The 17,942-nt window shown below is 67.7% G+C and carries 1 protein-coding gene; it reads right to left on the bottom strand.

The genetic code is table 11. From position 1 onward, the window contains the following. Window positions 1-17,558: non-ribosomal peptide synthetase (locus A5753_RS07975; protein WP_156656012.1), on the bottom strand; the 17,558-nt coding region annotated here is incomplete at its 3' end. Window positions 17,559-17,942: the final 384 nt, after the last annotated feature.

Here is a 17,942-nt window from a genome sequence, read left to right as displayed (position 1 = left end):
TCGCCGGCCACATACAACTCGCCGACCACACCGACGGGCACCCGACGCAACGACCCATCGAGCACGAACAACGCCGCACCCGACACCGGCGACCCAATCGGCGGCGTCCCCGACCCCTCGGTCAACGGAGCGCTGACCGATGCACACATCGTCGTTTCGGTGGGGCCGTAGGCGTTGAGCATCACCTGGCCGGCCGCCCACCGGTCCACCACCTCGGCCGGGCAAGCCTCGCCGGCCACCACCAACGCCACCGACTCCAACCCATCCGGTGACAGCATGGCCACCGCCGACGGGGTTTGGGCGAGCACGCCGACCTGCTGAGCAACCAGCAGGGCGTGCAGATCCTCGGGCGAGCCGGCCACCGACTCGGGCACGATCACTACCCGCCCGCCGCCCAGCAAAGGCACCCAGATCTCCCAGAGGGAGAAATCGAACGCGTAGGAGTGACACTGCGCAAATGCCTGCTCCGCTGGGGTGAACGCATCCAGCGACGCCATCATCTGGGCCATGCTGGCCTGGGTGACCGCGACTCCCTTGGGGACGCCGGTGGTGCCGGACGTGTAGATGAGGTAAGCGATCACCTCCGGGGCTGGCATCGGCAGCCCGGTGCTCGGCTGGGAAGCCACAGCGGGGTCGTCAACGTCGAACACCACGAAGCCATGGCCCTCCAGCCGCCCGACCCGATCGGCGGTGGTGACCGCGGCGATCGGCCGGGCGTCGCCGAGGGTGAACTCGATCCGTGCCGCTGGCGCCCCCGGGTCGATCGGCAGATACGCCGCTCCCGTCTTGAGCACGGCCAGCATCGCCACGATCGCCTCGGCCGATCGGGAGAACAGCAGCGTCACGCACTCACCGGGGCGCGCGCCATGGCCGGCCAGCAGGTGCGCCAACCGATTCGCCGCCTCGTCGAGCTCCCGGTAGGTGAGGGACAAGCTGTCGGATACCAGTGCCAAGGCATCCGGCGTGCGGGCCACCTGAGCGGCGAACGCCGCCGCCATGGACACCGGCGCGGTCCCTGGCTCGGTCAGCGCGGCCCGGTTACCGATCTCGTCAAGCCACCCGCGCTCCAAGTCATCGAGCAGATCGATCGACGACAGCGGCCGGGCGGGATCGTCGGTGATCGCCACCAACACCCGCTCCAGCCGGCGGACCAACGCCTCGATGGTGTCAGCGTCGAAGACGTCGGTGCGGAATTCCACGGCCCCGCCGAGCCCCGCGGGCGCTCCATCCTCGCAGAAGCGCTCGGCCAGTGAAAAGGTCAGGTCCATGCGGGCGGCCTGGGTGTCCACCGGCAACGGCGCAACCTGCAGATCGCCCAACACCAAACCGTCGGCGGCATTCTCGTAGCCGGGCAGGTTCTGCCAGGCCAACACCACCTGGACCAGCGGATGATGGCTCAGGTTCCGGGTCGGGTTGAGCCGCTCGACCAGCACTTCAAAAGGCACGTGCTGGTTCTCGAACGCTTCCAGACTGCGTGCCCGAACCTGGGCCAGGATCTCCGCGGCGGTGGGATCCCCGCCGAGCTGCACTCGCAGGATCAAGGTGTTGATGAAAAAGCCGACCAAGTCGTCCAGGGCGGGATCGCCGCGACCGGCGGCTGCGAACCCCACCGTGACGTCGGGGCTGGCGGTGATTTTCGACAGCAACACCGCCAGCGCGGCCTGTACCACCATGAAGCTGGTCGTGTTGTGCTCCCCGGCCAGCTGACGCACCCGTCGCTGCAGCTCGACCGGCCACTCCACGATCACGCTGGCGCCGCGCTGATCAGCGACCAGCGGATACGGCCGATCGGTAGGCAGCTGCAGGCGCTCGGGCATCCCGGCCAGTGCGTCCTCCCAGTAGGCCAGCTGCGCCGCGATACGGCTGTCACCGTCTTCGAGGTCACCGAATTGGGCTCGCTGCCATAGCGTGTAGTCGACATACTGGGCGGCCAGCGGCGTCCACCCCGGGGCCTGCCCCGCACACCGGCTGGCGTAGGCCATACCCAGGTCGCGCGTCAGTGGGGTCATCGACCAGCCATCGGCGGCGATGTGATGCGCCACGATCACCATCAGGTGCTCGTCGGGGGCGACCCGGAACAACCGCGCCCGGAAGGGGACGTCGCTAGCCAGATCAAACGGCTGTAGCGCTGTCTCGCTGACGGCCTCGTCCAGTCGGCAGGCCGGCCAGGCGCTCGCGTCGATGACCTGCCATCCGATTTCGGCCCGCTCGGGCGCCATCACCAGTTGTTGCGGAATCCCCTCCGGCGCCGGGAACAGCGTGCGCAGGCTCTCGTGGCGACGGACGACATCGACCAGTGCCGCGCCCAATGCCTCGGGGTCCAACCGCCCGCTCAGGCGTAACGCCGCTGGCATGTTGTAGATCGGTGACGGGCCCTGCAGCTGATCGAGGAACCACATCCGGTTTTGGGCGAACGACAACGGCACGACCGGGGGCCGCTCAATTGGAACCAGCGGCTCCAGCCCGCCTCCATCGGTACCGATACGGGCCGCCAACTGGGCCACCGTGGGCGCCTCGAACAAGGCGCGAACCCCGAGCCCGGCGTCCAGGCTGGCGTTGACCGCGGCGATGACCCGCATCGCGGACAGCGAATCTCCGCCCAGGTCGAAGAAGGAGTCGTCGATGCTGACGTGTTCGAGCTCGAGGATTTGGGCGTAGATTCCGGCAAGGATCTCCTGGGTGGGGCTTTCCGGCGCCCGATACTCACCGGCGGTGTACTCCGGAGCCGGCAGGGCGCGGGTGTCGAGCTTGCCGTTGGGTGTCAGCGGCAGCGCCTCCAGTGCGAGTACCGCGGTCGGCACCATGTAGGCCGGAAGCCGCTCGGCCAGCGCCGCGCGCGCCTGGACCGGATCGGCGGTCCCGGTGACGTAACCCACCAATCGTTTGTTGCCGGGGCGGTCCTCGCGGGCGATGACGACGGCCTGCTGCACCCCGTCGAGTGCGGCCAATGCCGCCTGAATTTCACCGACCTCGATGCGATACCCGCGGATCTTGACCTGCGCGTCGGCACGCCCCACATACCGCAACTGTCCGTCGGCGCCCCAGCACACCAGATCGCCGGTGCGGTACATCCGGGTTCCCACGCCCCCGAACGGACACGCCACAAATCGCGAGGCCGTCAACCCCGAACGGCCCAGATAGCCGGCCCCTACCCCGGCACCGGCCACATACAGCTCCCCGACCACCCCGGGCGGCACCGGTCGCAGCCAACCGTCCAGCACGAACAGCGCCGCTCCCGGCACTGGCGAACCGATCGGCACGGTCGCGGATCCGGGTGCCAGCGGCGCGCTGATCGCCACGCACATCGTGGTCTCGGTCGGCCCATAGGCGTTCACCATCACCCGCCCCGGCGCCCACCGTTCCACCACCTCGGGCGGGCAGGCCTCGCCGGCCACCACCAGGGCCGCCGACTCCAACCCCTGCGGTGACAACACGGATATTGCCGACGGCGTCTCGGTCAACACGCTGACCCCCTCGCCGACCAGCATGTCGTGCAACGCTTCCGGTGCACGCGCCACCGACTCGGGCACCACCACCAGTCGCCCACCGCGCAACAGCGCGCCGAAGATCTCCCACACCGAAACGTCGAAGGCTAGCGAGTGACTGTGCGCCCACACTCCCGCCGGCGGCAGGCCGGCGTGCAACGATCCCAACAGTTCGGTCACGCCGCGGTGGGTGACCGCGACGCCCTTGGGGACGCCGGTGGTGCCGGAGGTGTAAATCAGATACGCGACATCGGCGGCCCCCGGCGCGGGCAGGGCGGTGCTGGGCTGTTCGTCAGCAGCGGCATCCTGGAGGTCCACGATCGGTAGGTCATGGCCGTCCAGCCTTGACCGCAGGTCCGCCGTGGTGATGGCGGCCACCGGCTTGGCATCGCCGAGCATGAATCCGATCCGCGTGGCCGGCAACCCCGAGTCGATCGGCAGATAAGCCGCTCCCGTCTTGAGGACCGCCAAGATCGCCACGACCGCATCGGCCGAACGCTCCACCAGCAGCGCCACGTACCCGCCGGGACCTACACCCTGACCAACCAGCAAATGCGCCAACCGGTTAGCGGCTGCGTCGAGCGCGCGGTAGCTCCACGTCGCCCCACCGCAACTCATCGCCACCGCGTCCGGCGCGCGCATCACCTGCGCCTCGAACAGCACCGGAATCGAGACCGCCCCGGTCGCCGACTGCGTCAATGCCGCACGGTTGGCGCGCTCGTCAAGCCACGCGCGCTCGCGCTCGTCGAGCAGATCCACCGAGGACAACCGCCGCGACGGGTCGACGGTCATCGCCGTCAACACGCGCTCCAACCGCCCGACCAACGCAACGATGCTGTCCGCATCGAAGACGTCGGTCCGAAACTCCACCGTTCCGCCGATTCCGGCGGGCTCACCGCTCTCGGTCCAGTGTTCGGCCAGCGAAAACTCCAGATCCATGCGGGCCGTTTGGCTGTTCACCGGCAGCGGCGTCACCCGCAGATCGTCCAAAGCCAACCCAGCGGCCGGGTCAGCGCTGACACCCGGCAGGTTCTGCCAGGCCAGCATCACCTGGATCAGCGGATGGTGCGTCATGTTCCGGGTGGGGTTGAGCCGCTCCACCAGCACCTCGAAGGGCACGTCTTGATGCTCGTAGGCGGCTAGGCTGCGCCGCCGAATCTGTGACAGCAGGTCGGCAAAGCTTGGGTCGCCGGCCACATCGACACGAAGCACCAAGGTGTTGACGAAGAAGCCCACCAGCTCGTCCAGGGCGGGATCGGGTCGCCCGGCGATCGGGAAGCCCACGGCCACGTCACTGCTGGCGCTGATCTTGGACAGCAGCACCGCCAGGGCGGCTTGCACCACCATGAAACTGGTCGCGTTGTGCTCGCGAGCGACACTTTCCAGCCGGTGCTGCAGCTCCGCCGGCCACCGCACCGCCACACTGGCGCCGCGCTGGTCAGCCACCGGCGGGTAGGGCCGATCGGTGGGCAGGTCCAGACGCTCGGGCATGCCGGCCAGCGCATCCTGCCAGTAGTCCAGCTGCGCGGCGATGCGGCTGCCGCTGTCGTCCAGGGCGCCAAGCTGCTCGCGTTGCCAGAGCGTGTAGTCGGCATACTGCACCGCCAACGGCACCCATCCCGGGGCTCGCCCCGCGCACCGGCTGGCGTAGGCCACCGCCAGATCGCGCACCAGCGGCGTCAGCGACCAGCCGTCGGCGGCGATGTGGTGCACGACGGCCACCAGCACGTGTTCGTCATCGGCGACCTTGAAAAGGCATGCGTGCATGGGGATTTGGGCGCCGAGATCAAACCGGTGACGTGTCACGGCATCGATGGCCTCGACCAGCTGGCCGTCCGGCCACCCGCGGGCGTCAATGACCTGCCAGCCGAAGTCCGCCCGTTCGATGGGAACGACGACCTGTTGCGGCACGCCCTCGACCGCCGGGAACAGCGTGCGCAGGCTTTCGTGGCGGCCCACCACATCGGCGAGCGCCACACCCAGTGCGGCGGCGTCAAGCTCGCCGTCCAGCCGCAGCGCCGCGGCGATGTTGAACATCGGTGAGGGCCCCTGGAACTGGTCGAGGAACCACAGGCGACTCTGGCCGAATGACAACGGCACCACCGCCGGTCGCGCATGCGCGACCAATGGCGCAACCCTGCCCGCTTCCCCACCGATTCGCGGTGCCAGCTGGGCGATCGTCGGCGCCTCAAACAAGGTACGGACCGGAAGGCCGGCGTCCAGGCTGGCGTTGACCGCGGAGATGACCCGCATCGCGGACAGCGAGTCACCGCCCAGGTCGAAGAACGAGTCGTCGACCCCGACGCGCTCGAATCCGAGGACTTGCGCGTAGATGCCGGCCAGGATCTCTTCGACCGCGTCACCGGGGGCGCGGTATCCGCCCGCGGTGTAGTCGGGGGCCGGCAGGGCGCGGGTGTCCAGTTTGCCGTTGGGGGTTATCGGCAGCGCCTCGAGCACCACCACCGCCGCCGGCACCATGTAGGCCGGCAGTCGCTCGCCCAGCACGCTGCGCGCCACGGTCGGATCGGCGCTGCCCGTCACGTAACCCACCAGGCGCTTGTCACCGGGGCGATCCTCGCGCGCGATCACCGCCGCCTGTTCCACCCCGTCCAGCGCGGCCAAAGCCGAGCGCACTTCCCCGAGTTCGATGCGATACCCGCGAATCTTGACCTGCTCGTCAACGCGCCCGAAATACCGCAGCTGCCCGTCGGCGCCCCAGCACACCAAGTCACCGGTGCGGTACATGCGGGTTCCCCCGCCGCCGAACGGGCACGCCACAAAGCGCGTCGCGGTCAGATCGGCCCGGCGCCAATACCCGAATCCGACGCCACGGCCCGCCAGGTACAGCTCGCCGACCACCCCGCCCGCCACCGGCCGCAACCACGCGTCCAGCACGAAAAACGCAGCACCCGCCACCGGCGAGCCGATCGGAGGGGCCCCCGAGCCCGCCCGCAGCGGCGTGCTCTTGGACAACCACATCGTCGTCTCGGTCGGGCCGTAGACGTTGACCATCACCCGCCCGGGCGCCCACCGATCCACCAGCTCGGGCGGGCACGGCTCGGCACCGATGACCAACGCCGTCGACGCCAAGCCCTCCGGTGACAGCATCGCCACCGCCGACGGAGTCTGGGTAAGGACGCTGACCTGCTCGCCGACCAGTAACGCATGGAACTCCTCGGCGGAGCGCGCCACCACGTCGGGCACCACAACCAGGCGGCCACCGTTGAGGAGCGCACCCCAGATCTCCCAGACGGAGAAGTCGAAGGCATAGGAGTGGAACTGTGTCCACACCTGCCCCGGGGCGCCCAGATCCACACCGATGTCCAGCCCGTCGAACAACTGAGCAACGTTGTGCTGAGCGACCGCGACACCCTTGGGCACTCCGGTAGTGCCGGAGGTGTAGATGATGTGGGCGGTCTCGTCGGGATGGGGTGCCGGCGGCGCGGTGCAGGGCTGATCGTCGACAGCGCGGTCGTCGACATCGATGACCGTCAGGTCGAACCCGCTGAGCCGCCCGGCCAAACCACCGGTGGTGATCGCGGCGACCGGGGCGGCGTCGCCAACCATGAACTCGATGCGCGCGGTCGGCAGCGCGGGGTCGATCGGAAGATAGGCGGCCCCGGTTTTGAGCACCGCCAAAATCGCGACGATCGCCTCGGCCGACCGAGGAAAGAGCAGGAGCACCGACTGTCCCGGACCCACACCGCGGTCAATCAGCAAGTGCGCCAAGCGGTTTCCGGCCTCGTCTAGCTGCCGGTAGGTCCAGGACTGCTCACCGCACACCAACGCCACGGTGTCCGGCGCGCGCCCCACCTGCTCGGCGAACAACGCCGGAATCGACGCTTTGCGCCCGGGCCGGCTCAGCACCGCCCGGTTGCCCCAGCGATCGAACCGGGCGTGCTCGGCCTCGGTGACCACATCCACCGACGACAGCGACCGTCCGGGATCGGCGGTCATCGCCGTCAACACCATCCGGAATCGCTCGATGAGGGCCTCGACGCTGGCCGCGTCGAACACGTCGGTGCGGAATTCCACTACCCCGCCGATTCCGTCGGGCGCGCCTTCGTCGTCCCAACGTTCGGCCAACGAGAAGGTGAGGTCCATGCGGGCGGTCTGGGTGTCCACCGGCACCGGGGTGACCTCCAGATCACCCAGCGTCAATCCGGCGGCGTTACTGTCCTGCCAGGCGAAGTTCTGCCAGCCCAACAGCACCTGCACCAACGGGTGGTGGGTCAGGCTGCGGGTCGGGTTGAGCCGCTCGACGAGCAGCTCGAAGGGCACGTCCTGGTGCTCGTAGGCGGCCAGGCTGCGCCGTCGTACCTGCGCCAGCAGCTCGGCCACCGTGGGGTTTCCGGCCAGATCTACGCGCAGCACCAGGGTGTTGACGAAGAAGCCCACCAGGTCATCGAGCGCGGGGTCGCGCCGACCGGCGATGGGGAATCCCACCGCCACATCGCTGCTGCCGCTGATCTTGGACAGCAGTGCGGCAAAAGCGGCCTGGACCACCATGAAGCTGGTGGCGCTGTGTTGGCGGGCCATCCGGTGAACCTGTTGCTGCAATTCGGCCGGCCAGTCCACCTTCACCTGGGCGCCGCGCTGATCGGCCACCATCGGGTAGGGCCGATCGGTGGGCAGCTCGAGGCGTTCCGGCATCCCCGCGAGCGCGTCCTGCCAGTAGGCCAACTGCGCGGCGATGGGGCTGTCGCCGTCGTCCAGGTCGCCTAGCTGACGCCGCTGCCACAGCGTGTAGTCGGCATACTGCACTGCCAACGGCGGCCAACCGGGAGTCTGCCCAGCGCACCGGCTGGCATACGCCATACCCAGGTCACGCACCAGCGGGGTGATCGACCAGCCGTCGGCGGCGATGTGGTGCACCGCGGCCGCCAGCACGTGTTCGGAATTGCTGATGCGGAACAGCCGGGCTTGTAACGGGGTCTCGTTCGCCAGGTCAAACGGGTGACGAGCCACGGCTTGCATCGCCTCGCTCAGCCGCCCTTCCGGCCACCCGGCGGCGTCGACGACCTCCCACCCGAAGTCTGCTTGCTCGACGGGGAGCAGCACCTGTGCGGGCGTGCCCTCGGCCGTCACGAACAACGTCCGCAGGCTTTCGTGGCGGGCCACCACATCGGCCAGCGCCGCACCCAGCGCGTCGGCATCCAGCCATCCGGTCAGCCGCAACGCCATCGTCATGTTGTAGACCGGCGACGGCCCCTGGAACTGGTCGATGAACCACAACCTGTTCTGGGCGAATGACAACGGCACCACCTCGGGCCGCTCGGCCGCCACCAGCGGCTCCAAGCGATTCGCATCCCCACCGATATGGGGTGCCAATTGGCCGACGGTGGGCGCCTCGAACAGGGTGCGCACCGAAAGATCGGCACCCAGGCTGGTGTTGATCGCCGCGATCAAACGCATCGCCGACAGCGAATCGCCGCCCAGGTCGAAGAACGACTCTGCGATCCCCACCCGCTCGAGCCCGAGGACCTGGGCGTAGATGCCCGCCAGTATCTCCTCGACCATCTCGGTCGGGGCGTCGTAAAGATCGGCATCCTGATATTCGGGTGCCGGAAGTGATCGGCGGTCGAGCTTTCCCGACGACGTCAACGGGAACTCCTCGAGCACCACGATGTGCGTCGGCACCATGTATTCGGGCAGCCAGGCGCTCAACCGTTGACGGATCGCGCTGATTTTGGTGTTCGTGTGGGGTTCGTTGTGGGTGCCGCGCTGGGCCGCCCGAGGCAAATAGAGGTCTGTCAACGCCGGGGTGCGCTCACCGTCGACGGGAACGACGAAAACGGCGTCCAGCGTTCCGGGTTGGGCACCCCACGTGACGGCCGCGTGGTATCCGGAGTCCTCACCGAGACGATGCAGATGTTCGGCAGTGGCCGCATCGGGCATGGCTTGGGCGAGAGCGTCGGCCAACGGCAACCCCGCGGCCAGACCGCGCTCGATGCGGACGTCGCTGATCACTCCGGTGCGGGGAATTTCGGTGATTCGCACCGCGGCGGGGCACTCGGCGAGCAGTCGCGTCCGCAGCCCGTCCAATCCGCCGCATTCCGTCCACGCCCAGCTGGGCGCCGCGGCGAGTGAGCGCACCGATGCGGGGGCCTTGTGGATGACGACGTCGTAGCGGTAGCGGTTGAGTTCGTTGTCGGCGAGGCCGCGTTTGACTTGGATCTCGAGGCCGCCCACCGCCGGGTGGTCGGCGGCAAAGGTGGTGAAATACTCTGGCGCCAGGAGCAATTCGGGTTCGGCGAGCACGGCATGCTTGACACGCCGGCGGATCTCGGCGGCGTCGGTGGCGTCGGCACGCGCCAACGCGACGGCGGTTTGGAACGCGCCCTGCAGGCTGTGGTTGCGAACATCGCCGAGGAACAGCGCGCCGCCCGGGGCCAGTAGTTCGATGGCGTTGTCGATGACCTCGGTCAGATATCCCGCATTGGGGAAGTACTGGACGACCGAGTTGACGATGATCGTGTCGAAGTGGCCCTGCGGAAGCGTCTCGGTGACGTGTGCGGGCTGCGTCAGCAGTCGCACCCGATCACGCCACGAGGTCTGCAACCGCTCCAGCGAACGGCCCAGGTTGTCGATGACGACGGCCGACATGTCGGTGGCGACATACTCTTCGCACTGCGGGACGATCTGTGACAGCAACAGCCCGGAGCCCACGCCGATCTCCAGCACCCGCCGTGGCCGCAGGGCGTTGATCCGGTCCACCGTGGCCGAGCGCCACTCGATCATCTCCTCGAGCGGAATCGGTTCACCGGTGAGGCTGCTGTTCCAGCCCCGGAAGTCCATGCCGAAGTCCGGCACTTCGACCTCGGCACCGTAGAGCTCGTCGTAGAGCTGTTGCCACTCTTCGACGATCTCGACGTCGCCGTCGGAGGTGGCGGTGTGTTTCAGGGTGACGTAGCCGACGAGGTGGTCGCCGATGTCGCTGTGGTGCACGGTGGCGGCGGCCTGGGCCACCTGTGGGCACGCCAGCAAGGTGTTCTCGATTTCACCCAATTCGATGCGCTGGCCGCGCAATTTGATCTGGGCGTCGGCGCGGCCGAGGTATTCCAGGGTCCCGGCGGCGGTCCACCGCACCAGGTCGCCGGTGCGGTACAGCCGCGACCCGGGCTCGCCATAGGGGTTGGCCACGAACCGTTCCGCGGTCAGCTCCACCCGGCCCACATAGCCGTGCGCCAGCGCGGGGCCGCTCAGGTACAGCTCCCCCAGCACACCGACGGGCGTCGGATTCAGAAACGCGTTGAGCACCAGCGCCCGCACCCCGGGGATCGGCGCCCCGATGGTGACCGGCTGCCCCGCCGACAGTGGCGCACACGTGACCCAGATGGTGGTCTCGCTCGGACCGTAGCCATTGAACATCTGCCGGCCCGGCGCCCACGCGGACACCACTTCCGGTGGGCAGGCCTCACCGACGGCGACCAGCGTGCCCAACTCGCCCAGGCGGTCGCGATCCAGCGACCACAGCACCGTCGGAGTCAGGATCGCCGCGTTGACCCGCTGCTCCTGGAGCAGGGTGGTCAACGCATCGCCGGCATACACCTGCGGCGGCGCTACCACCAGCGTCGCCCTCGACGCGACGGCCAACAGCAATTCGCCCACCGACGCATCGAAGGTCGGCGTGGCCACCATCAGCACGCGCGCGCCTGCGTCCAGCCCGAATAGATTGTGTTGCGCCGCAGCCCAACCCAACAGACCGGCGTGGCTGACCGCCACACCCTTGGGGGCGCCGGTGGACCCCGAGGTGAAGATCACGAAGGCGGTGTCCTCCGCCCCGAGCGCCGCCAGCCGATCGGCGTCGGTGATCGGATCCGCGCTACGCCCGGACACGTCGAGGGCGTCGACGCGCAGCACGGGGCGCGCCCCAGACCCGGCTACGGTGTCGGCGCCACAGGTCAATACGCATACGGCGGAGACCGTGTCCAACAGCGTGGTGATGCGCTCGACCGGATGGGCCCGGTCCACCGGCACATAGACACCGCCGGCCTTGACCACCGCCCACCACGCGACTACCAGTTCCAGACAGCGACCCATCGCCACGCCCACCGCGCGCTCCGGACCGACGCCGGCTTCGATCAGCACACGCGCCAGTCGCGTCGACCATTGATCGAGCTCGCGATACGAGATAGTCCGGCCACCGTCCAGCGCCGCCACCGCATCCGGGTCTGCGCTCATCGCCGCGGCCAACAACTCCGGGGCCATCCCGACCGGTGCCGCGACCTGTGCGCCGGACCACCGAGACAACACCAGCTCCTGCTCACCACGATCGAGCAGATTCACCGTCGACAGCGGCCGCGTGGGATCTGCGGTCATCGCGACCAGCACCCGCTGCAGCCGCTCGATGAGGGCCTCGATCCCGGCCGCGTCGAAGACCTCGGTGTCGTACTCGACCCGCAGGTCTATCTCGCGCCCCGGCAGGGCTTCCATCGTCAAGGGGTAGTGGTTGTATTCGAGATTGGTGAACTCCGTGATGGCCAACGCGTCCGCATCGGCGTCGGACGGCACGATGGTGTCGATCGGGTAGTTCTCGTACACGAAGAGCGTGTCGAAAAGCTGTTCATGGCCCGTGACGCGATGGATGTCGATCAGCGCCAGATGCTGGTGCTCGAGCAGATCGTTGTGGGTGCTTTGCAGCTGGGCCAGTAGGTCTGCCGTGGTAGTCGTCGCCGTGATCCTCACCCGTACCGGCACGGTGTTGATCAGCAGCCCGACCATCGACTCCGCGCCGGGCACTTCGGACTGGCCCGCCCGTGACCGCGGGGTGCCGAAGGCGACGTCGTGTTGGCCGGTCAGTGAGGTGAGGAGCAGCGCCCAGGCGCCCTGCAGCACGGTGCTGACGGTGGCGTGGCAGGAGCGCGCCAGCTCCTTGAGGGCCTGCGTGGTCGGCTCGGGCACGCTGGACGACGCGAAGCCCCGCCGCCCCTGTCCCAACCGATCCTGAGGGCCGACGAGCGTGGGGGTGTCGAAGCCGGCCAACGCATCACGCCAGGCCGCGCGGGCGGCGTCGAGGTCGCGATCGGCCAGCCAGATGAGGAAGGTGCGATAGGAGACCGTCGCGGGCAGCGGCTGCTCGTAGTAGCTGGCGAATATCTCGCGCAGCAAGATCGGTAGCGACCAGCCATCCACCAGGATGTGATGAAACGTCAGCACAAACCGGTGCCGGCGCTCCGCAATGCGAATCAGGGCGGCCCGGAAGACGGGCCCACCGGCTAGGTCGCAAACCGCGTCGCGCTCGTTGGCGGATATGTCCTGGATGAAGGTATCCGCGTCGACGTCACCGCCGGCGGCACGAAGATCGACAAACCGCCACTGCGCCGCGGGATCGGCCGGGATGACTTGCACCGGCTCGTCGAACTGCGTGCAGAACCGCGCCACCAAATGGGGATGCCGGTTGACCACCACGTGCACCGCGTCGCGCAGCCGGTCGGGGTCGAGGGCGCCGCTGACAGTGAAATCAAGCTGCAGCGCGTACATCTCGTCGTCGCCGCCCTGCGCCGTGCTGGCGTGAAACAGCAGCCCCTGTTGCAAGGGGGTCAGCGGCAGTATGTCGGCGATCCGCTCTTGCCGGCACAGCTCGTCGATCTGCTGCTGGCTGAGGCGCGCGGGCGCGATGTCGGACGGTGTCAGCCCGCCCCCACCGGCCCGCACGTGCGCGCAGATACCGGCCAGAGCGTCAAACCACAACTGGCTCAAGCGATTAACCGCCGCGCCATCAAGGGCCGAGGGCGCCCACGTCCAGTCGGCGTGCAGATACGGGCCGGTGTCGGCGTCGACGGTGCCGGCGTTGAGTTCCACGGTGTGCGCCAGCGGCATGGGCATCGCCCCGGCCGCACCGGTCAGCGACCAGCCTTCCTGACCGAACCGCCAACCATCACCGGACCGATCGCCCGCCGGGGCGCCAAAACGGCCCAGATAGTTGAAGCCGATCGCCGGGTCCGACCCGCCCAGCTCGACGTCGGGATTCAAGTACCGGAGCAGGCCGTAGGTCAGCCCGTGCGGCAGGGCGCGCAACTGTTCCTTTGCGTCCTTGACTACCGCCCCCAAGGCCGCATCGCCGGCGATCACCTGACTCCAGCGCAAGCCGCCGACCCCCAACGACACGGGGTACTTGGTGGTGAACCATCCGACTGTGCGTGACAAGTCCACGTTTGCGGCGAGCTCCTCGTGACGTCCATGGCCCTCGACGTCGATGCCGATCGATGCGGCGCCGGTGCCCAGAAACTCCGCCGCCGCCAGCCCGAACGCGATCAGCAGGATCTCGTGCACCCCGGAATGGAATGCCGCGGGCACCTCGCCGAGCAGCATCCGGGTCGTCTCGGCATCCAAGTCCAGCGACAGATGCCCAGCCGTGGCGTAGGTGTCCAGTCCGGGCTGCACCGCGGGCAGTGCGGCCGGGATTGCCGCCGGCCGCCGCCACGCCGCGGCCAGTCCGGCGATCTCGGGGGTTCGCGCTTTTTGGGCCAGCAGCGACGCCCAACTGACGAAGGACGTTCCGGTCACCGGCAGGTCTACCGGCTGCCCGGCGCGGTGCTGAGCCCAAGCGATGTTGAGGTCCTCCAGCAAGATCCGCCACGAAACCCCGTCGACGGCCAGATGATGAATGATCACCACCAGCTGGCCAGTGGAGCCGACCCATAGCGCGCTGAGCATCACGCCGGCCGCCGGATTCAACTGTGACCGCGCTGTTTTCAACGCCTCATCGGAGAGCGCGTGCACCGACGACAGACATGCGCCGGCATCGGTCGAACCCGCTTCGGGCACCTGCAGCGACCAGCCCCCGGCGCCGTCGTCGTCCACCCGGAGGCGCAGCATGGGGTGCCGATCCAGCAAGGCCTGCAGCAGCACGACGACGTCCGCATCGGTCGCGCCGGCGGGTGCGAGCACGACGACCGTCTGGTTGAACTGCTCTATCGGGGCGTCCACGTCCTGTAGCCAGCGCATGATCGGGGTGGCTACCAGCGGCCCGGTGCCCTCATCGATCGGGCCGGCCTCGCCGTCGGCCACGCCGGCCACCAGGGCAAGCCGTGCCACGGTCTGCTCGACGAAAATGTCACGGGGGCGGCACAGTAGGCCAGCGGCACGGGCTCGCGCCACCACCTGCATCGACAGAATGCTGTCGCCGCCCAGCTCGAAGAACGAGTCGTCGACGCCGACGCCCTCCAGCCCCAGAACCTCGCCGTAGATATCGGTCAGGATCTCCTCGACGGCGTTGCCCGGGGCGCGGTAATGGTCGACGTCCTGGTAGCTCGGCGCCGGAAGCGCGCGGGTGTCGAGCTTGCCGTTGGGGGTCAACGGCAAGACGTCCAGCGCCACCACCGCCGCGGGGACCATGTGCCCAGGAAGCCGCTCGGTCAGCACGGCTCGGACCTCTGCCGGGTCCACAGGGCCGGTGACGTAACCAACCAGGCGCTTGTCGCCGGGGCGGTCCTCGCGCGCGAGCACCACGGCCTGCTGCACGCCGTCCATCCCAGCCAGCGCCGCCTGAACTTCGGCCAGTTCGATGCGGTATCCGCGGATCTTGACCTGATCATCAGCACGCCCCACGTACCGCAGCTGCCCATCGGGACCCCATGACACCAGGTCGCCGGTGCGGTACATCCGCGTCCCCGCTTTACCGAACGGACACGCCACGAACCGCGATCCGGTCAATCCCGCCCGCCGCACATACCCGTAGGCAACGCCTCGACCCGCCACATACAACTCACCGACCACCCCCGCCGGCACCGGACGCAACCAACCATCCAGGACAAACAGAGCCGCCCCCGATACCGCCGCACCGATCGGCGGTGTCCCCGAGCCCGCCGCCAGCGGCGCACTCATCGCGGCATACACCGTGGTCTCGGTCGGACCGTAGGCGTTGACCATCATCCGGCCCGGCGCCCACCGATCAACCACCTCGGCCGGGCACGGCTCACCGCCCACCAGCAACGCCGTCGACTCCAAGCCTTCGGGTGCGAGCATCCCCACCGCCGACGGCGTCTGGGTCAACACACTGACGCCTTGACCGACCAGCAAGGCATGAAAATCCTCCGGCGAGCCCGCCACGTCTTCGGGCACCACCACCAGCCGCCCCCCATGCAGCAGCGCGCCCCAGATTTCCCACACCGAAAAGTCGAACGCATACGAATGACACTGTGTCCAAACCTGTTTCGGCGGCAGGCCCGCGCTCAACGAGTCGAGGAGTTGAGCGACGTTCTGCTGGGTGATCGCCACCCCTTTGGGCACGCCGGTGGTTCCCGAGGTGTAGATGATGTGGGCGATGTCGTCGGGGGCCGGCCCCGGCAAGCCCGTCGACGGGTAATCGAGGATGTTGGGGTCGTTGATGTCGATGACCCTCAGGTGCTGGCCGTCCAGCCGCTCGGCCAGCCCGGCGGTGGTCACTGCCGCAACCGGCTCCGCGTCGCCAAGCATGAACTCCAACCGCGCCGCCGGCACCGCCGGGTCAACGGGCAGATAGCCGGCTCCGGTCTTCAGCACCGCCAAAATCGCCACGATCGCCTCTGCCGAACGCGGCAGTAACAACGCCACGCACTCGCCGGGGCCAATCCCATACCCGGCCAACAAATGCGCCACCCGATTTGCGGCCTCATCCAACTCGCGATAAGTCCAGGAACGCTCACCGCATACCAGCGCGACCGCCTCCGGAGCACGGGCCACCTGCGCACCGAACAATTCCGGAACCGACACCGCCGTCGGGGACGGCTCGGTCACCAGCACACCGTTGCCCCACCGTTTCAGGCAGGGCTCCTCGGCGACAGCTAACACATCCAGCGACACCAACCGCCGGCTCGGCAACTCCGCCATCGCGGCCAGGATTCGTTGCAACCGGTTTGCTAAATCCGAAACGTCGAAATTCGAGAATGGGTGCCCGGCGCCGAGGGTGCTGAGCAGATGCTGATCGCCGAATCCGAGGAAGAAGAATCCGAAATTACCAACCGGCCCAAACGTGGTGTATTCCGCTGTTCCAGGAGTATCTGCGAAGCTCAGGTTGAGCCTGGCCAGAATGTGGTTGATCACCACACGATTCGCCGCTTGTCGCGGGTCTCGGGAGTTGCCTTCGCCGTCCAGAACCTGCACCGGAAAACGCTGGTGCCGCAACGTTTCCCGGATTCGAGAATCGACATGCTTACAGAACTCGGTGACCGACGATTGCGGCGATGTCTTCAACACGAGTGGTACGACCCCAGCCACCATTCCCGGCAGCAGCTTTGATTCTGGGCGCACGCGCCTGCTGACCGGGAAGTCGAGCACCACCTCTTCCGAACCGTTGGCACAGAACCCGTGCACCAACAGTGCACATGCCGCGGTCAGGACCGACGATCGACGGATGCCCAACGCTTTGGACAACGTCTTGATTTGCGCCACCACGGCCGGATCCAATTGCACAGGCGCGGAAGGCAAATACGAATTGCGGTCGGAAGCCACTTGGGGCAACCGGTAATCGGGGTCGTCCCCCGAAGGGAGGGTCGCGGCCCAATATTCTTGATCATCCCTATAGTCGGCGGACTCTTCGTATCGGAGCTCGTCGCCAACCAGTTCGTGCAACGTTCCAAAGAAGGCAGGAGAAACGACCGCGCCCGATGCTAGTGCGGAATACACCGCCGCAATCCGGCGGCCTATTAGTGAAATGCCTAAGCCGTCGATGACTATGTGGTGAAAGCATCCCAGCCAGTAGTATTCGTCAGTTCCGGTCTGGAACAACGCAAACTTGAACAGTGGGCCGGTGAGCGGCAGCGTTGTTTGTTGGATTGACGACGCCCTCTCGCGGGCTTCATGCACGGGATCCTGCGAGCCACGTAGGTCGTAATAGGTGAGCTCGACGTCCGGGTCGTCGATTGCCTGTTGGAGGACTTCGCCCCCCACCTGGAAAAAAGTCGCCCTAAGCGTTTCGGCTTCGCCCACCACGTGCCGAATCGCGCGCTCCAGGAGAGCACGGTCTAAGATGCCCTCTATCCGCACCAGCACGCCCAGCTGCCACTCTGCGTCGAAGTGACTGGTTTGCTGCGCAAGCCAAATGGCCAACTGGCCCCGCGTCAGCGGAAAGACACGGTCGGCATCGCCCATGAAACACTCCAAGGGTTAGGTGGTGCGCACGTGTCAAATATTCGGCGCTGCTTGATTTTTCGCGTAATCGATCACTGTACTACTACCACACCGCCGCGACGCCAAACAAAATCTGTCGTAGTTCGCTCTCCGGCCGTATGCAGGCCGATTTTGCCGCGCCCGGAACGACGTGAAAAACTTCATAGCCCGACCCATCGTGCAGATGCCCCTTGCGCCGAGTAAGTGTCAGCTCAGCGCTTCATACAAAGCTTGTCCGTCGCATCAACTCCCCTGCGCTGCATGACTTCTGCGCAACCGCCCGGCTTCCCTATCCGTGCCCAGTGCCTCGACCGGGGCTTCGCTTGCGGTCGAAGGCCGCGATTGCAGCGCCGGTATGGGGGGCGA

This window comes from Mycobacterium sp. 852002-51971_SCH5477799-a (assembly GCF_001667145.1).
Classification (GTDB): domain Bacteria; phylum Actinomycetota; class Actinomycetes; order Mycobacteriales; family Mycobacteriaceae; genus Mycobacterium.
Note: the sequence above shows the minus strand (reverse complement) of the source record. Positions and strands in the feature narration are given on the sequence as shown.